This is a genomic window from Peribacillus simplex (assembly GCF_030123325.1).
GTDB lineage: Bacteria > Bacillota > Bacilli > Bacillales > DSM-1321 > Peribacillus > Peribacillus simplex_D.
In genome coordinates this window covers 1,273,439-1,294,667 of sequence record NZ_CP126106.1, presented here as the reverse complement: position 1 = coordinate 1,294,667, position 21,229 = coordinate 1,273,439, and the positions used below count along the sequence as shown (strand labels likewise).

General features: G+C 40.0%; 21 protein-coding genes. 5 read left to right on the top strand and 16 right to left on the bottom strand.

The genetic code is table 11. From position 1 onward, the window contains the following. Positions 1-111: 111 nt before the first annotated feature. From mecA to QNH43_RS06220, 3 genes are all read right to left on the bottom strand, one after another. Positions 112-780: an adaptor protein MecA gene (gene mecA / locus QNH43_RS06230; RefSeq protein WP_283917182.1), complete on the bottom strand. Its 669-nt coding sequence runs from the start codon at positions 778-780 to the stop codon at positions 112-114. Between the two features lie 493 nt (positions 781-1,273). After that, entirely contained in the window at positions 1,274-1,669 is a 396-nt protein-coding gene (gene spxA, locus QNH43_RS06225) for a transcriptional regulator SpxA (protein WP_034314502.1), read from the bottom strand. 864 nt (positions 1,670-2,533) lie between these two features. Beyond that, positions 2,534-3,115, bottom strand: coding sequence for a GNAT family N-acetyltransferase (locus QNH43_RS06220; RefSeq protein ID WP_283917181.1), 582 nt, complete (start codon positions 3,113-3,115; stop codon positions 2,534-2,536). Between the two features lie 96 nt (positions 3,116-3,211). Between QNH43_RS06220 and QNH43_RS06215 the strand changes: the two genes are divergently transcribed. Beyond that, positions 3,212-3,400: a hypothetical protein gene (locus QNH43_RS06215; protein ID WP_034314508.1), complete on the top strand. Its 189-nt coding sequence runs from the start codon at positions 3,212-3,214 to the stop codon at positions 3,398-3,400. A gap of 51 nt (positions 3,401-3,451) precedes the next feature. Here the strand turns inward: QNH43_RS06215 and QNH43_RS06210 are convergent, their stop codons facing one another. Next, positions 3,452-4,630, bottom strand: coding sequence for a putative glycoside hydrolase (locus QNH43_RS06210; protein WP_434060157.1), 1,179 nt, complete (start codon positions 4,628-4,630; stop codon positions 3,452-3,454). A gap of 539 nt (positions 4,631-5,169) precedes the next feature. Between QNH43_RS06210 and trpS the strand changes: the two genes are divergently transcribed. Then, complete coding sequence (trpS, locus tag QNH43_RS06205; RefSeq protein WP_283917180.1) at positions 5,170-6,156, top strand: tryptophan--tRNA ligase; 987 nt, start codon at positions 5,170-5,172, stop codon at positions 6,154-6,156. 33 nt (positions 6,157-6,189) lie between these two features. On the opposite strand, the gene QNH43_RS06200 is transcribed toward trpS, so the two are convergent. The 4 genes from QNH43_RS06200 to QNH43_RS06185 form a co-directional block, all read right to left on the bottom strand. Further along, the gene (locus tag QNH43_RS06200; protein ID WP_034314514.1) at positions 6,190-6,945 is read right to left on the bottom strand and encodes a YjbA family protein; all 756 of its coding nucleotides are present in this window, start codon (positions 6,943-6,945) and stop codon (positions 6,190-6,192) included. A 108-nt stretch (positions 6,946-7,053) separates the two neighbouring features. Then, complete coding sequence (locus QNH43_RS06195; RefSeq protein WP_283917179.1) at positions 7,054-7,824, bottom strand: DUF2268 domain-containing putative Zn-dependent protease; 771 nt, start codon at positions 7,822-7,824, stop codon at positions 7,054-7,056. A gap of 138 nt (positions 7,825-7,962) precedes the next feature. Next, entirely contained in the window at positions 7,963-9,201 is a 1,239-nt protein-coding gene (gene fabF / locus QNH43_RS06190; RefSeq protein ID WP_048686925.1) for a beta-ketoacyl-ACP synthase II, read from the bottom strand. Between the two features lie 51 nt (positions 9,202-9,252). Further along, positions 9,253-10,188 carry a beta-ketoacyl-ACP synthase III gene (locus QNH43_RS06185; protein WP_283917178.1) on the bottom strand — a complete coding sequence of 312 codons (936 nt, stop codon included), beginning with the start codon at positions 10,186-10,188 and terminating at the stop codon, positions 9,253-9,255. 201 nt (positions 10,189-10,389) lie between these two features. On the opposite strand from QNH43_RS06185, the gene QNH43_RS06180 reads away from it, so the two are divergent. Continuing rightward, positions 10,390-10,611: a hypothetical protein gene (locus QNH43_RS06180; RefSeq protein ID WP_283917177.1), complete on the top strand. Its 222-nt coding sequence runs from the start codon at positions 10,390-10,392 to the stop codon at positions 10,609-10,611. 41 nt (positions 10,612-10,652) lie between these two features. Here QNH43_RS06180 and QNH43_RS06175 read toward each other — a convergent pair whose 3' ends face one another. The 3 genes from QNH43_RS06175 to QNH43_RS06165 all read right to left on the bottom strand — a co-directional run bounded on the left by QNH43_RS06175 (position 10,653) and on the right by QNH43_RS06165 (position 12,740). After that, positions 10,653-10,835, bottom strand: a complete 183-nt coding sequence (locus tag QNH43_RS06175; protein WP_076367134.1) for a ComZ family protein — start codon at positions 10,833-10,835, stop codon at positions 10,653-10,655. A 249-nt stretch (positions 10,836-11,084) separates the two neighbouring features. Beyond that, positions 11,085-11,915, bottom strand: a complete 831-nt coding sequence (locus QNH43_RS06170) for a Rossmann-fold NAD(P)-binding domain-containing protein (RefSeq protein ID WP_283917176.1) — start codon at positions 11,913-11,915, stop codon at positions 11,085-11,087. Positions 11,916-12,017: 102 nt separating this feature from the next. After that, positions 12,018-12,740, bottom strand: a complete 723-nt coding sequence (locus tag QNH43_RS06165) for an alpha/beta fold hydrolase (RefSeq protein WP_283917175.1) — start codon at positions 12,738-12,740, stop codon at positions 12,018-12,020. Positions 12,741-13,035: 295 nt separating this feature from the next. Here QNH43_RS06165 and QNH43_RS06160 point away from each other — a divergent pair, with 295 nt between their 5' ends. After that, positions 13,036-13,227, top strand: a complete 192-nt coding sequence (locus QNH43_RS06160; RefSeq protein ID WP_207441043.1) for a YjzD family protein — start codon at positions 13,036-13,038, stop codon at positions 13,225-13,227. Positions 13,228-13,309: 82 nt separating this feature from the next. Here the strand turns inward: QNH43_RS06160 and clpB are convergent, their stop codons facing one another. From clpB to QNH43_RS06135, 5 genes are all read right to left on the bottom strand, one after another. Beyond that, positions 13,310-15,898, bottom strand: a complete 2,589-nt coding sequence (gene clpB, locus QNH43_RS06155) for an ATP-dependent chaperone ClpB (protein ID WP_283917174.1) — start codon at positions 15,896-15,898, stop codon at positions 13,310-13,312. A gap of 224 nt (positions 15,899-16,122) precedes the next feature. Next, on the bottom strand, positions 16,123-17,322 hold the full coding sequence (locus QNH43_RS06150; protein ID WP_076367144.1) for an FAD-dependent monooxygenase: 1,200 nt from the start codon (positions 17,320-17,322) through the stop codon (positions 16,123-16,125). A 129-nt stretch (positions 17,323-17,451) separates the two neighbouring features. Then, positions 17,452-18,564 (bottom strand): cupin domain-containing protein, encoded by a 1,113-nt coding sequence (locus QNH43_RS06145; RefSeq protein WP_283917173.1) that lies wholly within the window; start codon positions 18,562-18,564, stop codon positions 17,452-17,454. A 30-nt stretch (positions 18,565-18,594) separates the two neighbouring features. Continuing rightward, complete coding sequence (locus QNH43_RS06140; RefSeq protein ID WP_283917172.1) at positions 18,595-19,086, bottom strand: DinB family protein; 492 nt, start codon at positions 19,084-19,086, stop codon at positions 18,595-18,597. Between the two features lies 1 nt (position 19,087). Further along, positions 19,088-20,035 carry a fumarylacetoacetate hydrolase family protein gene (locus QNH43_RS06135; RefSeq protein WP_283917171.1) on the bottom strand — a complete coding sequence of 316 codons (948 nt, stop codon included), beginning with the start codon at positions 20,033-20,035 and terminating at the stop codon, positions 19,088-19,090. A 390-nt stretch (positions 20,036-20,425) separates the two neighbouring features. Here QNH43_RS06135 and QNH43_RS06130 point away from each other — a divergent pair, with 390 nt between their 5' ends. After that, complete coding sequence (locus tag QNH43_RS06130) at positions 20,426-21,184, top strand: IclR family transcriptional regulator (RefSeq protein WP_283917170.1); 759 nt, start codon at positions 20,426-20,428, stop codon at positions 21,182-21,184. Positions 21,185-21,229: the final 45 nt, after the last annotated feature.

Here is a 21,229-nt window from a genome sequence, read left to right as displayed (position 1 = left end):
ACTACCTCCAATTAACAAACACAGGCATATTTATAAAACCTCCATGCTAAGGCAAAAAACATTTATTCTTGGACGAAAAGGCCGATTTCTACTGAAATCGGCCTCAACAGTCTATGCGAAATATTTATCGACCGTTGTGAATACATCATTTTCGATGACTATCTTCCCGTACTCTTCAAGCATGTGCACCGTTATAGGTGACTCTTGACTATATTCCAATAAAAGACTTAAAACATTATCGATTTCTTCCTCATCAATCTCCGCCTCGGAAAATTCGATATAAAGATAATATTTATTCTGATAAACATAAAGTTTTGTCGTCCAGTCATCCAAGCCATGACGCTTGCTTAATGAAATGACATCTTCAAAATCCTCGAAAGTCGTGATGAATTCAATCATACCATCTTCAAATGTCATGCCGCTTTCTTCATCTTTACCATGAAAATGTTGATCAAGAAGCGTATCCATCTTGTCTGATACATTCAAATCCCTTAACTTTTCATCTGAAAGAGGCAGCTCGAGTTTCTGACCATCTTTGGCAAGCTGGGCTTTTGTGACCAAAACTTCCAAGCCTTTTTCAAGAGCTTGAACTTGAATCCATAAGGGTCCTTCAATCATGAATTCTTCTTCTTGATGCACTTCATCCATCATTTCCCAAAAAAGTTCCTCACTTCGCTCGCGGCTGTACCAAATTTCTTCGCGATCAAAGCCTCTTTCCTCAATATCTATATAGGAAATATAAAATTTAACTGTATCGTCATTAATGCGTTCGATTTCCATGATTCCCCTCTCCCTTCCTTTCTCATTTTGAAGGGATAATAACCCCCAAGCGAAAATTGCTCTTAAAAGCTCTTTACCCGTAAGTGAATACTGTAAATCATGATAGTCAATAAAACAGACTATTTTACATCATTTTATGACAAAACCTTGAAGAAGGGAAATAAAAAACATTACTTATCTAAAAAACAATTGTTTGCCTAATATTCCATTCATTCTATAAAATAATTCATCCTGATGCAACTATCATAATGCTTGATTCAATTTTAATCTTACTGCCATTAATGCCTTATTATATACACAGCATGCTAAGCTGCATCCTTTATTTATTCTCTAAATGATACTGATTCAAGGGACCTGCTGCCAACCGGAAACGTCCGCGGTCGCCTAAGGATTCTTTTATGTTTCCCTTCATCAAGATAAAAAAATCAGTGAAAAATCGTTATGTATAAAGAAAAAGCCCTGCACATTTCCTGGCAGAGCTTGAAAGACCTTATTAGTTGACCATACGTTGTGCTTCCCGTAACTGGAAGGTACGGACTTTACGTGGTAAAAAGCGTCTTATCTCATCTTCATTATAACCAACTTGAAGCCGTTTCTCGTCAAGAATAATTGGACGTCTCAACAGACCTGGATTCTCCTTGATCAATTTATATAATTCTTGAAGAGGCAGGCTCTCTAAATTTACGTTTAACTTTTGGAAAGTTTTTGACCGTGTTGAAATGATTTCATCGGTTCCGTCTTCTGTCATTCGAAGAATTTCTTTAATCTCATCAATCGTTAACGGTTCTGAAAAAATGTTTCTTTCTTTATATCCAATCTCATGTTCCTCTAACCATGCTTTTGCTTTTCTGCATGAAGTACAACTAGGTGATGTATATAATGTTACCATGTTTACTCACACTCCCTAAATATAGAATCGGTGATCTATGAGGGGAAATCTACTATTAGTATTCATAAGTACCACTCTAATTTGAAATAATTTTAAATAAGTATTTCATTTTCTTTATTATACACTAATTTATTTAAAATGAATACCCTTTTTGATATTTGGAAAAATCCTTTTAAACTTCTAGTTTAGCCTGTACTATAGCTTTTTCTGTTTTTTATGTAATACATTAAAACCGCTTTTTCTAATTGAAAATACCTACCTACCATTCTCATTTATCTCTCAATACGGCTTTCATGATTTTTAAATAACCCGTTACTTTTATTTACCCCCTATCTTTGTCAATAAACAAGATCATGTTAATATATTTTCTTTAATCAAATGCAAATTCCTCCTTTTACATTAAAAACCATTCTTTTAGCACATATATTTCCAAAAGTAAAAAGATAATTCTAAAGAATCTGCGATAAGGGAGCAATCTACCACCCAAGAAGTTATAGATATTCATCTTACCGCAAAATATGCACAATAATAAAAGACAGATTGACTACAGTGTAAAAAACAATCCAGTTGCTTTCAGAAATCCGCTCTATTTCCGCCGACTGTCTGCCAAGCCTCATCAAAGCAAGCGTCTGTGGGGCAACCAAGAGTGTCGCAAATTTCTTCAACTTATTGTGGGTTTCATCCTATATTAAACATGAGGGGTAACCAAATCTTCTTTTAAAATCATGGTTCGGGGTTCAGAGACTCCTTTTATCGACAAACTCCAAGAAAAGACAGGTTTCCTCAATTTTCAAAAAATGTTCCGGTTGTTTTCTTGGAACACGTCAAATTAAAAAGGGCCGGTGAAACAACCGGCCCTTTCTCTCAAATTTGCACCTCTTTAAAAATATCCGTTTCCTGACCTGCATTCAAGCTTAGCACATCCTCAACATCTTGATAGGATTTCCCATAAAGATCATCATCTTTGTAAGTATGGATTTCAGAATAAATCTCTTTCATGAAGTCAAAAACGTCTTCTTCATCAACAGATGGATTTGCCGGCCAATACAGGATTTCCATAGGTGTATCCTCCTTGGTGGCAAGCGATTTTCTGCTGTAGGAAATTGAAGAGGCATGCTGGAATCCTTCCCTTTTATAAAATTTCAGCCTTTTAAATGTATCATCATCATTTTCTTGTACCGGTTCCACTTCCAGCAAGATCGTTTTCTGCTTTTTTTGCAATTTTTGAATCAATTTCCTTCCTAGTCCCTGCCCTCTTGATTTCTTTGATACAAAAAGGTAATCAACGAATATAAACTCTTCCCCTTCCACATACAATAAAACATGGTCAGGACCTTCATCCTTTTTATATATTTCCTGCTTATCTTCTAAAAGAACTTCTATATGTTCTTTGGATTTCATCTCTTCTATAGGGAAATACTGGTTTAGCTTTTCATACCAATTCATAATTTAATCTCCTCTTTTGCTAGTTTATACTTTCCAGATTTTTTCTTATCCACTACAATGGAACTTGAATAGTTTGAAAATAATAGGAGGGTTTTGATGATCAGTTACTTTTTGGACTTTTTTTTAGTCGCTGCTTGCGTTATTGGCATTACAGCTGTGAATGGCGTTGTGACGAATGGCATCGGCGAAAAATGGTTTGGCGGGAAACGTCACTCTCATATTTTCGATCAATCGAAACGAATTCAGTCAGGGTGGAGTCAAGTTGGCGGGAATAAGAAGCGGTAATTCAAGAAGAATATGGATGACCGGAAGAATATTCCAAGGTCATCCTTTTTTTCATGGGGTATAGTCTACTCCTTTTGTATATCGATTTGCCGCATTCCATAATAAGTATTCATCAATACCATTATCATTCAATGCTTTTATTTGGGCTTCCACTTCTTCCTTGCCATACCTTTGGTAATTCCCCTCACCTAAATATGAGGCAGTAAAATCTTGTAGCCAAGGTCTTGAAGTAGGTGGTGTTTTTAATTCCTTCAGCTTCCCGTTCTCCAATTTCGCATATTCCTTAACGAGATTATAAGGCTCCAAATCAGGCTTATCGATACCAAAATAAGATGTCCAGTGACTCGGATAGATCATCGAGGAGATTACATCAACATTCTCAGAGATTTTTGTGAAGTTTTGCCCAATTCCGGGAGCTTCAGGCAATGTAGCCGCATATCCAAAAATGTCCACTGACACTTCCACTCCATATGGCTCCAGTTGTTTCCTCGCATAACTTACGAAATCTGTCACTGCCTGAACCCTTTTGGCTGTATGACTAACTTTCGCTTCATCATATTCACCGACATCATATTTCAAATCATCTTCTTTATTTTCGAATCCTTCGGGAAAACGGACATAGTCAAATTGAATTTCTTTAAAACCCATTTTTGCCGCTTCAATCGCAATACCGACATTATAATCCCATACCTCTTTTAAGAATGGGTTAACGAAGGCTTCCCCTCGACCATTCTTCCATACCTTTTCGCCATCTAAAAAAGACCATTCAGGCTTCTCTTTAGCCAAAAGGGAGTCTTTAAAGACGACTACCCTTGCAATCGGATAAATCTGTTTATCCTCAAATTTTTTCAACATTGCCCTAGGGTTTTTTATGTAGTCTTTACCAATCCCAGCATATGGAGAATCGGGATCTTCAGTTTTATACGTGACGTTCCCCCTGTCATCCTTAATGTCAATGACCATAGCATTCAAATCGGTTTCATCTACATATTTAATAAGTTCATTCAATTTATTGCCACCCGCTGCAGGTGCTGTCACATATATTCCGCGCACAGCATCCGGATAGTCAAATTTCAACCCCGAATCAAAAACAAAACGCGGTACGCTCGCAGGCAATTCTTTATTTTCTAATGCTACCTGCCTGGTTTCGTTCATGCCTTGCGCATGAACTGGCTGTTGAATCAGGAATATGCACATACCTGTCATCAACCACTTACACATTGTTTTCATTTTCTCCACCCCATTCGCCATCAATCATCAATATTCAACAAATATAATAAACCCCTTTCTTTAATACCACAAACAATTAACTTTACTCCTATATCTTATAAATAATTTTAAAAAATGCCTTACAAATTTTCAACCTTGAGAATACGTTCATAATCCTGTATTCCCTTGTGAGTATCCTTCCCTAAAATGGTCTGCTCATTGTGATATATGTTAAACGGTTTGATTTTCCTTGAACCCATCATTTCTTCCATGTCAAAAAAAGAAACGGAAAATCCGTTCTATCGGCTTGATTGCCGTTTCGATTATACATTTAATATGAATAAATGCTAAAATACAGTATAGTGGACATTTCGTATTCTCAGAATGGCATCGATACAGGACAAAACGGCCCTCCACAAGATTTAAATGAGCGTTTTTCCCCATCACAGGAGCACGCACATTTCTTTCAAAGAAAGTGGATTCATTTTATATTTATCCTTACAATAATGAAGAGCGAATATCCATTTATCAATAAACGCATTTAGAGGAGTGACTAGAAGTTGAAAAGGATTTTCTCCGGCATTCAGCCATCCGGTTCCGTTACTTTAGGAAATTACATCGGAGCCATGAAACAATTCGTTAACTTACAAAATGAATATGAATGTTTCTTTTGTATTGTTGACCAGCATGCAATTACTGTTCCACAAGATCGCATTAAGTTAAGGAAAAACATTAAAACATTGGCCGCTTTATATTTGGCCATTGGTCTGGATCCTGAAAAGAATACCATCTTCATTCAATCAGAAGTACCTGCGCATGCTCAGGCAGGCTGGATTTTACAAAGTATATCCTATATTGGGGAACTTGAGAGAATGACGCAATTTAAAGACAAATCCGCTGGCAAAGAAGGGGTATCCGCAGCACTGCTTACATACCCGCCGCTGATGGCTGCCGATATTCTCCTTTATAGTACAGATGTGGTTCCTGTCGGGGAAGATCAAAGACAGCATCTTGAATTGACACGCGATTTGGCTGAACGGTTCAATAAAAGGCATAATGACATTTTTAAAATTCCGGAAATCAGCCTCCCTACAGAAGGGGCCCGTATCATGTCCCTTCAGGAACCAACCAAGAAAATGAGCAAATCTGACCCTAATAAAAAGGCGACGATTGCCTTATTGGATGATCCGAAGCAAATCGAAAAAAATATAAAAAGCGCAGTTACCGATTCGGAAGGAATTGTCCGTTATGATAAGGAAAACAAAGCGGGTGTTTCCAACCTGATGTCCATATACTCCATCTTCAGTGGAAAATCCTATTCAGAAATTGAAGAGATGTATGAAGGTAAAGGTTATGGTGACTTTAAGAGTGATTTGGCTGAGGTGGTTCTTGGAGAAATCCTACCAATCCAGGAACGCTTTAATGAATTGATCGATTCACCTGAATTGGATGAGATACTGGACCGCGGTGCAGAAAAGGCGAATATTGAAGCCAATAAAATGATCAGAAAAATGTATAATGGCATGGGACTTGGCAGAAAGAGATAAAAAAAAGACGATCCTCATTGGATCGTCTTTTTTTCATAATATCGATGGGCTATCGCCAGCCTCCACTTGCCAAAGCTTTTCAAAAAAGGGCTGCCCCTTCACAAGGTTTTCACAAAGTTGAAGGTGCTTCTCTGACCAGCCTTCCTTCATTTCTTCATATAACTCAAGCCAAGCTATCTGAAAATCCATTTCTTGAATGCTTTCATATTTCTCAGGGGCCCATTCTGTATACCAATAGCGGATTTCAGCAGTGTTTTTTGCAGTGAATAATTGGTCCATGGCCATGAATAGCAATTGCTTAAGTTGTCTTTCTTTTCTTGTCAAACCGTTCATGAATAAGGGAGACGGCGACAAAATATGATATTCTTTCTCAGATGTAGGTTTTTCAGTAAAGGTGTAATCCATCTCATCATGGTTTTCTATCATGTCATAAACAATTTGTTCCTGCCGGGGAATTATTCTGCTTTTCCTAATCGGAATATGATAACCTATCGTATCAACAGCTAAAATCCCATTTCCGTCAGTCACGATAAAACAATAGTCAAGCTGAATTCTTTCATGATTTTTCCTTGCATATGCTTTTTGATAAACATCATTGAGCAATGGCTTAGGTAATTCTGACAAGTCGTTCTCTATGTAGTGGAACAATGTTGATGACACTTTCAACAAAGGAACTTGATCTAGTAGTTCGATCCCGTCATCCTTCCTCCATTCATGAAAATGACAAATATTATAGCCGTTTTCTTCTCCTTCAAACCAGTTAACCCATACATCATGAAGATATAGCATCATTCATCCCTCACTTAAACAAATTTCTGTTTGTCAATCAGTATAGGCAGGAACCATACAATTTATTCCTATTCTAGAAAACAGATTAAGAAAAAAAGAACGTATATCTTAACTCTTTTTTGATAAGAATTCTTCAGATTGGATAGTGAATGATTTTTTCACAGAGAGTTTTTCAAAATTTTTCACCAGGTAATAGCCACTACAGTATCCAAGCATATATGGATATCCTTTCGCCCCAAGAAGGAGCACATCATGAAGAGGATCTGTTCGTTTTATCATGTGCTTATCCTCTAAATGCTTATTCCAAAATTCCCGTAGTTTATCTTCCTGATATAACTTAGTCCATTTCGCTAATAATTTTGTTCCTAAATATTTTCCCACCGTTCGTTCCGCCAGTCCTTCCATGATCATCGTATCCAGGAGAGTGTATTCTTTTTGGTCCTTTTTCAAATGATGCAGGCGGCAAACATGATGATATTCATGAATCAACAGGGCCTCCATCTCCTTTTCGGCCATCCCCTTGCCGTAAAAAAGGAATAGTTTATCTTTAAATGCCAACCCTGACTTCGTTTCAACTTTTTTATTCCATATCCCTGAAGACATGAGCGGAAAAATATATATGGGAACATCAGGCCCTCCCCAAAGCTTCTTATAAGCCGTAAACAAGCTTTGTGTTTTTTCCCATGCATTATTATCCTTTAAGTCTTCCCATGTGAGTTTTGTTTTTTGATTCGGCGAATACATGCCATGCTTTAATAATTGATGATAAATCATGTCCGCATCAATGTTATTGTTGAATGTACTTTTAAGTCTTTCCATCATCTGCACCGGGCGGTTAAAATCCTTCACCAGCCATTCATCGGTTGAAATGACTCCCATCTCCCATACACCTCCGCTTCTATTGACTATCGTATGATTTCAAGAAGGCGGTTGACACATTTTATCTCCCTTGCATTTGCATTTTTTCCTTCAAAAAAAAGAGCAGATCCCAAAAGATCTGCCCTTCCTTTTTATAACTTATTGATATTTCTTGAAAAGAATGGTTGCGTTATGTCCACCGAATCCAAGTGAATTGCTGATGGCTGCATTGATTTCGCCCTTCCTTGCTTGATTCGGAACATAGTCCAAATCACACTCAGGGTCTGGTGTTTCAATATTGATGGTTGGAGGCAAAATGCTGTCCCTAATTGCCTGAATCGTGAATATCGCTTCCACACCGCCTGCTGCCCCTAACATATGGCCTGTCATCGATTTAGTGGAACTTATTGCAAGTTTATTAGCATGGTCGCCAAAGACTTCTTTGACTGCCATCGTTTCGTATTTATCATTGTAAGGCGTACTCGTTCCGTGGGCATTCACATATTGGATGTCTTCCGGATTCAAACCTGCATCCTCGATTGCAATTTTCATCGCTCTTGCCCCGCCTTCTCCACCTGGTGCCGGAGCGGTAATATGGAAGGCATCTCCAGTTGAGCCATAACCAGCGATTTCAGCATAAATCTTGGCTCCCCTATTCAATGCATGTTCAAGATCTTCCAGAACGATGATTCCAGCTCCTTCTCCAATAACGAAACCATCACGATTAAGATCAAAAGGACGGCTAGCCGTTTGTGGATCAGGGTTGGTTGATAAAGCCGTATTTGCACAGAAGCCTGCAACCGACATTTTTGTGATTGGCGCTTCGGCCCCGCCTGTGATCATCACATCGGCATCGCCCCGTTGAATGGCTTTAAACGCATCACCAATTGAATTAGTTCCTGTTGCACAGGCTGTTACCGTACATGAATTGATTCCTTTTGCACCAAGTAAGATAGAAACCTGGCCAGCTGCCATGTCCGGAATCATCATTGGTACGAAAAATGGGCTCACCCGTTTATACCCTCTGTTTAAAAAGTTTTCATGCTGTGTCTCAAGTGTCTCCAGCCCGCCGATACCCGAACCGATCCAGACCCCGACACGTGCAGCATTTTCATCGGTTATCTCCAGTTTGCTATCATTATAAGCCATAACGGAAGCTGCAATTGCATAATGGGTAAATCGGTCCATTTTACGTGCTTCTTTACGATTTATATATGTTTCTATATCAAAATCCTTGATTTCAGCAGCCACTTTAACGGGATATTCTTCAGCATTCAAACGAGTTAAAGGCCCTATCCCAGATTTCCCCTCGATTATATTCTTCCATCCAGTTTCTGCATCATTACCAACTGGAGAGATTGCTCCAATACCTGTTACAACTACACGGCGATTAGTCATTTAAAAATGGCTCCTTCCTATTTTTAAAGCTGTTACGTTTTACTTCTTCTTTTATTTACCCCACCTAAGAGCGATCGCTCCCCATGTAAGGCCACCACCAAAACCGACCATGACGATCAAGTCATTGTCCTTGATTCTTCCTGCTTCCATTTCTTCCACAAGAGCCATTGGAATGGACGCTGAAGAAGTATTTCCATATTTATGAATCGTTTTCGTCATTTTTTCAAGCGGGAGATTCAAGCGTTCCCTTGAGGCTTCCATAATTCGTATGTTTGCTTGATGCGGGACAAGCAGATCCACATCTTCTTTCGTCAAACCAGCTTTGTCCAATACACCCAGGCTGGATTCACCCATCTGACGGACAGCAAATTTAAATACTTCACGTCCATTCATATGAATGAAATCCCCTTCCTGTAATAAGTGCTTCCCACCGGTTCCATCTGCGCCTAATTCAAAGGAAAGGACTCCTTTGCCTTCAGATACAGGTCCAAGTACAACTGCACCCGCTCCGTCACCAAAAAGTACAGCAGTGTTACGGTCTTCCCAATTGGTTACTTTCGAAAGTTTTTCAACACCGACAATCAACACATGCTTATATGCACCTGTCTTAATAAATTGCTGTGCCGTGATCATTGCATACATAAAACCGGCACATGCAGCACTTACATCCATTGCAGCTGCCTTCATCGCTCCCAATTTCTCTTGAATCATGCAAGCGACAGAAGGAAACGACTGATCGGGTGTAACAGTAGCTACAAGAATTAAATCTATCTCTTCAGCAGAAATTTCCGCATTTTTCAATGCAGCTTTTGCGGCTTCATAAGCCATATCTGATGTATCAATATCATCATTTGCAATTCTTCTTTCCTCAATACCCGTCCTAGTCCGGATCCACTCGTCGGAAGTGTCCATAATTTTTTCTAAATCCGCATTTGTAACGATTTTGTCGGGTAAGTAGCGGCCAAGCCCTAATATCCCAGCATTCATCTTGCCATCCCCTTATATTTTAATGAGTTATTATAATCATCTATTATTACCTGGTACTAATTTTATATAAAAAAAGACTTCCTTGCAAGAGTTAACAGTTTGAAAGCTAAAGAAATCTCTTTCAGAAGTCGGACAAGCGCCCATGCCAGGGGAAATTGGGGACATACATTATTAATAAAAGGAGAATAGGAGGAATCCATTGTGGACATCTTCAATCGCAACAGGGAGAGAAACCCGGATGATCATTTTTCGAATTTGATGTTTGGCAGGAAAACTGAACCGGAGCAAGAGGAAGCGAAGGTGGATTACATCCAATTGATGGCGAGCGTTGAAACTTTGATGGGCTTATACAGTCAATACAAACCGACCATTGATAAAATCAACCTGAACCCATTGATCGCCAAGTTCTTGAAAAAAGAATAAAAAAATCAAGGCTGCCCTTTAACCGGACAGCCTGCCTTTAATTAACGCTGAGCATCTTGTTTACCAAGCTCATAAGCTTCTTGCATTACGCTTTTAAAGAGCTCCATGAACGGCTCTGCCATCTCCATTGTGAATGGAATCCCGCTTGCTTCAAGCTTCGCTTTAGCCTCTGGGAAGTACTTCATGGCGATTCCCATAAATTCAAGAGTTTTATCTGAACTCATTCGCGTTTCCCCCTATCTAATGAATATTCATCATTATTATCATAATTCCACAAGACCCTTTCGTAAAGGGCGCACATATAAAATCATGAATAGCTTTTGATGTTAATTCCTATCCTTGACCATTTTATAGTACAAGACATATAGATTAGAGGCAAATATCCAGTTTTGCCCTTCCCTAATATCGAAAGCTGTCAATTTCATATTTTCCCGATCATGCGCTTCGCCTTCATATTTGGTTACTCTCCCAAGTTAGTCTCGCTTTCTCCACTTTTTAAGTAAGTTTAATCGTTTATTATGTTTTCTTTGTAAAGCAATGCCTTCTTCTGGTTCCATTTTACATTGCACTTCAAATATTGTTCCTTTATTGATTTTAGTTGTTGTTTGGGAAGTGAATGAATCCATACTTTCACCAAATATTAACTTGGCACATTTATTCCAATGGTCTTCTATACTGCTGTACAATTGGATGTCCCTATCGGAAGAGGAGGTAAGCACTGCTTCCATAGCGTTAATAAAATCTGTGATATAGAGAGCATCTCCGGTATATTCGGCAGTAATTGCGGCATGGATATCAGACTGTCCAAGCTGGTTGATGCCAGCTTCAAAGCTCATGCCTTCCGATTGCCAAGGTCCATAAATCGTCGGTAAAAATATGATTTTCGCAGAATCTATTTCACGAATCGAGCTTAATATGGACTGAAATATACTGACATCTTTTTCAATGGGCATGAAAAGAACGAAATTTGGCGTTTCATCCTTGCCATTTTTGAATTTCTCAATGAAGGAAACGATTTCGCCTATCAGGAAATCGATTTTGTCCAATTTTCCGCTTTGAATATCGTAAAGAGATATGAACACCGTGTCCTGCTTTGAAATATCCAATAATTTAAGTTTATTTATCGGAAAGTATATATAATTTGAATTCCTGCCTATTTCAAGTTCCTTTTCTTCCATAATATATTGACTTGCTTCTGAATCGGCCCAATCGATTCCGATTACTTCTTTACCTTCGTTCAACAAATATTGGGTCACATAGAATCCTACAAATCGATAAGTGCCAATGACAATGTTCGTTTGCATAAATACAGCCTCCTCGTATGCCATCAAGCCCACTTCACCCGGCACGTCTGGTTTTTTTAGATGCTGTATCGTATGCAAACTATTGTAAAAATATATCACTTCTCATAAAATCTCTTCATTCTCATTGAAAAACTTTTGTATTTGATAGGGGATTTTATAACGTTTTTCGGGCAATATATACGTCAGTTGCAAATCTGTTTTTCTAGCCAGCTGGATTTGCCGATAAAGGGAGGCTTGTTCTTTCCGTAAGCTTCCAAAAACCTGAATCACTTTCATGGGAATATTCTCTGCGATAACTGAATCCTCAGCGTCCAGGATATGCTGTTCACATACTGCCGGATCGAGCTCATATGCAGCAGCAACCTCTGACAGCCACTTTTTATAGAAGAACTTGTTTTCCTTTTCCTTCTCCAGTTGTGCTTTCAATGAAAAAACCGGATCAATCAATACGACAGACCTAATTTTATTTCCAAGTTCATTCATTAGCTTTAGGGCAAGTAGTGCGCCTGTCCCTTCTGCCAATATATGAACCCTTTGATTGACTATTTCTTTTTTCATGAAAAGAATATATAGATTAAGGGAAAGGTCCAGTGCTTTAGGACTGCCCCAGTTGGCTCCGTGAAAATTGGATGAAAATAGCGTGTATCCGTATTCCTTTAAATATTCCAATATCTGCAGCCTGCCAGGATGCTGCAGCCAAAAGCTGCTGTCTTTTTCGACAAAATGACTACGGTCTCCAATTACCATTACGGAAAAACCACTGGGGCGCTCTGGATAATAGATGATATTCCATTGGTCATCAATTTGAAAAGTTCGCTGTTCCATCGTTCAAACTCCTTTAAGGAATATTACTACTACTATATTAATTTATGAAGAAATATAGAAAGGGTCAGTGGAAACGCCTAACTTCTTATCCTAAATTAACCAAGCATGGACGATTTTGTTTTTATTTTACCCTTTGAGTTCCCATTTGAAGTTTGGAACCAACTTGTCTGCCAGAAAAAGTTCTCTCATGATTTAATGTATTGGATTATTTAAAGGTTATTATTAAAAACACGTTTTAACTGTATATTAATTATGGTAAGATAAAAATGAATGTAGTGGAATGAGGTGAAATTCGATGCGTTATGCTTGGGCAATTTTTTGGACATTCTTATTAGTGCATATGACTGTATATGTTGTTTCTTCCATGATCGGAGTTTCATACGATGCTGCGCAGGGAACTATTTTAGGATTAGCTGCTGCTATCCTGATTCTTATCATCCCTGCTATCTTGCCTGCCGGGCCAGCTAAAGACTCTCATCAACATTAAGAAGCAAAAGAGGACATCCTTTTTAGGATGTCCTTTTTGTTATACCGTACTTTGCTTACGTGTAAACTACATTTCAACGTCTTTATATGAGGACCAATTCATCATGATCATGATCGATCGTTATTCCTTCTTTAAGCTCAACAGTCCCAGCTATGATTTTACGGGCGATTTTCGTTTCCAGATGCTTTTGGATGAATCGCTTCAGCGGTCTTGCTCCATATACCGGGTCATATCCCTGGTCCGCAATGAATTCCTTAGCCGCTTCTGTGACGTTCAAAACTATATTTTGTTCAGTTAACCTTACCTGTAATTGATGAACCATTTTATCCACGATTTCAACGATTTCTTGTTTCGTCAGAGGTTTGAATAAAACAATGTCATCAACGCGATTTAAAAATTCGGGACGGAAATGGCCTCTTAATTCCTTAAAGACCTGATCTTTTATTTCTTCTTCAATGCCACCATCCTCCCGGTTCGACTGCAATAAGAAATGGGAACCGATATTGGAGGTCATGATGATCACCGTATTTTTACAGTTGATTGTTCTGCCTTGGGAGTCCGTTATCCTCCCATCATCAAGCATTTGCAGCAAAATATTGAAGACTTCCGGATGTGCCTTTTCAATTTCGTCTAATAATATGACTGAGTATGGGTTTCTCCTAACAGCCTCCGTAAGTTGGCCTCCTTCCTCAAATCCAACATATCCAGGAGGTGCACCAACAAGGCGGGACACTGAATGTTTCTCCATATATTCCGACATATCGATTCGAATCATATGTTCCTCGCTATCGAATAACGTTTCTGCCAAAGCTTTTACCAATTCGGTTTTACCAACACCAGTCGGCCCAAGAAAAATGAATGAACCGATTGGTCTATTTGGATCTTTAATTCCCGCCCTTGCTCTTAAAACGGCATCGGATACGAGTTCCACCGCTTCTCCTTGACCTATTACGCGTTCATGCAGGATATCAGATAGTCGAAGCAGTTTCTCCCTTTCACTTTCCACCAGCTTGCTTATCGGTATTCCGGTCCACCTTGCAACAATCGAGGCAATTTCCTCCTCCGTCACTTCCTGGCGAAGCAATCGTGATTCCTGTTTTTCCTTTTCCAATTCGTCTTCCATTGTTTCCAATTCTTTTTGAAGCTGCGGAATCCTTCCATGCCGAAGTTCGGCTGCCCGGTTAAGGTCATAGTCATTCTCTGCCTGTTCCAGTTCATGACGCAGTTTCTCAAGCTCTTCACGTTTGTCCTGCACCTTTTGAAGTGCTGATTTCTCCATTTGCCACTTGGATTTCATGCTATTCGCTTGATCCTGAAGTTCTGATAGTTCTTTTTGAAGCACTTCCAGCCTTGCCTTGCTTTGTGGGTCCTCCTCATTTTTCAAGGCCGCTTCTTCAATTTCAAGTTGCATGACTTTTCTCGTGATTTCATCCAGCTCGGATGGCATTGAGTCGATTTCCATTCGGATCATCGCACATGCCTCATCCACAAGATCTATCGCTTTATCCGGTAAGAACCGCTCCGTTATATATCGGTTCGAAAGGACAGAGGCCGCAACGATCGCCCGATCATGTATCCTGACGCCATGATGAATTTCAAACCGTTCCTTTAATCCCCGCAGAATTGAAATCGTATCTTCCACATCCGGTTCGGGGACCAGAACCTGTTGGAAACGGCGTTCAAGAGCCGGATCCTTTTCAATATATTGCCGATATTCATCAAGGGTCGTTGCACCGATACAATGCAGCTCACCGCGCGCAAGCATCGGCTTTAACATATTTCCGGCATCAAGTGCGCCATCCGTTCTTCCTGCACCGACAATTGTGTGTAATTCATCAATGAATAAAAGAATTTTACCGTCACTCTTCTTGATCTCACTCAACACCGCTTTTAGGCGTTCCTCAAATTCACCGCGGAATTTGGCCCCTGCGACAAGTGCGCTCATATCTAGCGAAAAAACGGTCTTATCCTTTAAACCTTCCGGCACATCCTTCCTGACGATCCTTTGTGCCAACCCCTCGACAATCGCTGTTTTACCTACTCCAGGTTCTCCAATTAATACAGGATTATTTTTCGTTTTACGTGAAAGGATCCGGATGACGTTACGGATCTCCGTATCTCTGCCGATTACTGGATCGACCTTCCCCGACTTAACCTCAGCAACGAGATCTCTGCCGTATTTTTTCAGTACTTCATAAGTGCTTTCAGGATTCTGACTAGTCACTCGCTGATTCCCCCTTATATCGTTTATAACCCGTTTTGCTTTATCATAATCAATTCCATATGTTGAAAAAAGCCTATTTACATTTGTTTTATTGACCTGCAACGACGCAAGCAGTATATGTTCGACAGATAAATATTCATCCTCCCACATTTGCATTTCCTTTTCGGCAGCCGACAAAATTTGCTGTAGGGAGGTTGACATGTAAACCTGGGAAACACTCCCGCTCATTTCCGGTAATCGATCCAGTTCCTTATTTAGCTCTATATCAAATAGATTCATCGGTTTACCAGATTCCGATAAAATCCTGATTAATAAACTTTCATCCTGTTCCATTAAGGCCTTTAATAAATGCAGCTCCGTCAACTCGGGATTCCCTCTATCTTTTGCTAGTTCCTGGCCGCCAATGAACGCCTGTTGGGTTCTCTCCGTCATTTTATTAATATCCACCTTATAACCTCCCATTCATCTACATCATGAACGAATTACCACTCGGTTTGACCAACTTTGACCTTTATATTTTCATTATACTTCTAATTTTCCCCATGTAAAGGAAAGTTATAAAAAATGCAGGAGGTATGGCGGATAAACAAAAAAACCTTTCTTCAACAAGAAGAAAGGCAGACCCATTTGTAAAATGCATAAAATCCCTGATTTGGATGAAACAAAACGGCTTATGCTTTTACGGCCGTTTTATTATAACCATGAAATTCATCGACGAATTGGAAATCTTTATCCGTGCGACCTGCAAGGATCGTATCCCTGAGCAGAATGCCTGCATCGGTCGTATTGTGGATGATTTCCCCCCACATTCTTGCACTCGTTTGAACATTAGCTGTACGCGGAATGCGTTCCTCTTGATATTCCAAAAATGCCTGTTCAATGTCATTTCCATGCTTATGAAGCATATCCGACAAATAAGCTGCATCTTCTAAGGCCTGGCAAGCCCCTTGTGCCAAGTATTGAAGCATCGGATGTGCCGCATCGCCCGTAAGCGTAACCCTTCCTTTAGTCCAATTATCAATTGGTAACCGGTCATACATCGGCCAGCGGCGTTGCCTTTGAATGAATGAAATCGCATTCTGAACAAGCTCACATGTTCCGGCAAATACACTGTCCATTTCTTCCGGGGTTCCCCATTGATCAGTTTTTTCGTTTTCTTCCGTGTATTGAGAACTTTTGAACACCACTACTTGGTTGTAAAGTTCCCCCCTTCTAACCGGGTATTGAACAAGATGAAGGTTTGGCCCAATCCACATATATACATCATCTAAATCTCCATGGCTCGTAACCTCTTCCATCGGAATCGCTCCCCTGTATGCAACATATTGAGAGCAGATCGGTTGATCTTCCACAAAAAGTTTCCGTGCCTTGGACCATAATCCATCGGCTCCAATGACAGCAGTTCCTGAATGTTTAGACCCGTTGGCAGCAGTAACCGTAACTTCACCTTCATTTTCTACTGTTTCAATAATGGTTTGGTTCGTAACCAGTTCAATATACGGGTTATTTTCACAGGCTTCAGCCAGTACTTTATGCAAATCGGAACGATGCAAGACAACATACGGCGCTCCATATCTTTCTTTATAAACATCACCTAAATCCAAAGCGGAAAGCTCTTTGCCGGAAAAGGCATCCATCAGCACCAACCTTTTTGGAAATACGGCAATTTCATTGATTTTATCCATGACACCTAAACGCTGCAATACATTGGTGGCATTTGCTGCAAGCTGAATCCCTGCACCAATTTCTCCAAATTCGGGAGCTTGTTCTAGGACCTTTACATACTGTTTAGTTTCTGCGATTCCTAAAGCAGTTGCCAAACCGCCAATTCCCCCACCGATAACTATGAATGGTTTTTTTTCTGTGCTCATCATCAATTCCCCCTAAAGTTAGTTGCTTTTAGCCAAAGATGCGGACCAATGCCACAGTAAGCGTTTTCATTCGGCTGGCATTCCATATATTCATCAGGATCAAGCTGAAAGTTCCAAAACAGATTACTTTTAAACCAAAACAGGCTTGAATTTACTTTCAATCTTTTGGTAACCATTGTTTGTGTCTAATGACTGTTGCTGTTCCAAATCGAATCTCTCCATTATTGGTAGGTCGTTTACCGAGAATAAGTAAGAATCCGCTTCTGCAACGTGCTCATGCCATGCCCAATTCGGAACGACGAAATAATCTCCCTTGGACCAGTCAAAACGCACTCCATTAATAACCGTATAGCCTGATCCTTGATGCACTTGATAAATTGTGGAATGGGTATGGCGATGCGCTTTCGTATGGAAACCTTTAGGAAGTTTCTGCATCCATGCCCCCATCGTCGGATTGGCAGTTTGGCCATTTGATGGATTGATATATTCCACGGCGAACCCTTCATATGGGTCCGGTTCGAAATTCATTAATCCTTCTATCGCTGCTTTTGTGCCTTTCCACTTGTAATTGGCAAGCGGAGCCACTTGTGAATAACGGTCGGATACTGGGCGAACCATTCCGCCTTGATAACGGAGCTCTGAAAAATTATCCGGACGTTTAGGCGTTTCAATCCGATCTGGATAAGGTTCAAAGAAAGTGCCACCTATGGAATAGATGGTCGGGATATCAAGGGCATCCATCCAAATCATCGGTTTTTCGCCAACATGTCCATGACCATGCCATAGGTTTTTAGGCGTGATCAAGAAATCTCCTTCTTCCATGAATATCCTTTCTCCCTGTACGATGGAGTAGGCACCTTCACCATTCGTAATGAAACGAAGTGCACTTTGGGAGTGACGGTGGGAAGGGGCCACTTCACCTGGCAACAATAGCTGAACTGCTGCATAAAGCGTTTGTGTCGTCGAAGCCCATCCCCAAGGCTGGCGATAAGTAAGGCCAGGGTTTTGAAAATAAATGGCTCTGCGCTCCCCGCCTCGGTCAGGTGTGAAGATTTCAGCTGCTTCCATCAATTTTTTTGTCAAAAGCTCTTCTTTCCATAAATAAGCATGTGCATGAGGTTTAGGTTCATGGTCCATCAAAGCGGGAATGGCTTCCCACAGTGGCCCAAGGTTATACTGCTGAATATCCTTTGTAAAATCTTTTACGATTGTACTGTTCATGTATTCCGATTTTTCAGCCATATTAATCCCTACTTTCTTTTTTATCTTTCCTCACTGGATTTTAGAAAGATTTCGCTTAATTTGATCATAGTGTCCTGAAACATGCTCATCGATGAAGTGATCGACAATATAAGAAACTGGTTTGTTTCCGAATTTAGCGAAATTCCGGTGTGGCGATTCTTTGGATAGTGTTTCTTCATCAAGATTCCCGAGACTGCTCTCCACTTTATATTTAAGCTCCTCCACTTGCTTCATGACATCATCAACAGCGATTTTGTCAGTATCGGTAACTGCTGCCAATCGGGCTGGATCTTGCAATCCACGCCCCCATTTGGCTCCAGGCATCGCTATTACAGTTTCCACTTCACCTAACCAATAAGGTATGGCCTCAGCTAAATGGGAAAGTATCTGCATGATCGACCATTCATCATCTGCCGGCTTAAATCTGATCGTTTCTTCCGATAGGTTTGTCACTGTCTCAAGAATGTGGTCGATTGATTGTTGAACCGATTGGATTGATGTCCCGATTTCCTGATAAGCCATTTTATTTTCCCTCCCCGACACGTCGCACACGGTTTTCAAGATAACCTATTTTGTCGATTTCGATTTTGACAACGTCACCATCTTTTAAGAACACTTGTGGGTCACGGGCTACTCCTACCCCGCCAGGTGTTCCTGTGAGTACGATGTCACCTGGTTCAAGAGTCATTAAATTCGATAAAAATTCAACTAAATACTTCACATCGAATACGAAGTTGGATGTATTCGTTTTTTGGCGTTCTTCACCATTTACCGTTAATCGGACATTTAAGCCAGATGGATCGGATAGTTCATCGGAAGTGACTAACCAAGGCCCCATCGGAGCACTTCCTTCAACCGTTTTCCCTTGAAGCCACTCAAGTGTACGCCGTTGGATATCACGGTACGTTACATCATTGGCAATTGTATATCCAGCCACATAGTCAAGAGCATCTTCTTTGGATACATTACGTGCCCTTTGTCCGACTACAAAAGCGAATTCCGCTTCATAATCTAGTTGTTCAGAGATTGGGAAAAACGGTATATCATCCTGGGGGCCGATTACTGTATTGGCGAACTTTGCGAATACCACAGGGAATGGCGGCAGTTCACGACCCATTTCAGCAATGTGCTCACGGTAGTTATGTCCTACACAAATAATTTTGCCTGGCTTTTGGACAGGTGCCTCAAGCTTGATATTTTCAATTTCATGCACCAATTTATGTCTGAAGGAATCACGATTGTTAATAGCGTAGTCCGCAGCCTTTTTCGCGATGGAAAGGCTTTCATTCCCTCCCTGTAAAAACGCCTCCATTGTTGCAGGGACATAAGCTTCAGCGATTTGTTCACTGCGAAGTTTCCCTTCGCTTTCAAGAAGCGCTTGATAGGCATAGTTCAAGTCAACGATTACATCATTCGGGTAAATTGCACCAATACGTTTAAATCCTTTACTGCTGAAAGTTACTAATTTCATATTTTCATTCTCCTTTATTAATCTCGATTTTTTAAAATCAATTTTTAATGCCACCATCCTAGTTCTGCTGGATTCATTTCACCAACCAGAATTTGAAAGGCAATACATCTTATCAATTTCACTTATAGTTAACATTGTTCACTATTTATATAAATAATAACTTAATTTTCGGAATATTGTCAAGAAAGTATTGCAAATTTTTGTGCAAATGTTATCATCTACACCATTATGAGTACTTCGGAATCAATTTTAAAATCCGCTAATTCATTTATTTAATAGGAAAGTATATTGATTGCTTCAAGCAGCCGGCGGTTTTTGCTAAATTTCATTTATATTTTACAGATTCTGATATACTAGACCTAAATTAAAACAGATTAGGGAGATTGACTTATGGAAATCGTAAAATCCGGTTCGACGATCCAATCATTACAAATAGGGATGAGCATCATAGATTTACTTGCTTCCCAAAGGACTCCTTTAAGATTCTCTGATATTCAGGAATTAACGGAAATAACGAAAAGTAACCTCTATAAGTATTTGAATACTTTGACTCAGCTTGAGTTGCTATATCGCGATAAGACAACAGGTATGTATCACCTTGGGAGCAAACTGATTCAATACGGCATGGCAGCGATAGGAAATGAGGATGTCACGAGCAGAATAACTCCTTATTTACAGGAAATCAGCCACCATACTTCTTGCACAGCCCTTTTTTCCGTTTGGACATACGATGGACCAATCACGGCGAAAATTTGGAATTCCAACCAAAACTTAAACATCGGGGCACAGTTAGGTACGCGGCTTCCGCCATCATCCTCGTCCGGTAAGGTGTTCACTGTTTTTCAGGATCCTTCCTTGACAGCTGAGTGGATTGAGAAAGATCGTAATGTTACAGGCTCGTTCCTTAAAGACACAGATGAATATCATGAAATTCGGAAATACAAAATAGCTTTTGCCAAAGAGCCTCTTGTACCTTCTGTTTCCTCCATGTCCATTCCGGTTTTTAATTATAATTCAGAATTGTTGGGAGCGATCACTGCCGTTGGGTTCACCGAAAGCATTCCAGATCATTATGCAGATCCCTTAAGCGGCTATTTAAGAAAGAGCTGTTTGGAAATCTCGAAAATATTCGGTTATTCCGCTGAATAGAAAAAAGCAGGAAAAAGGATGGCGATCATTCCTTTTTCCTGCTTT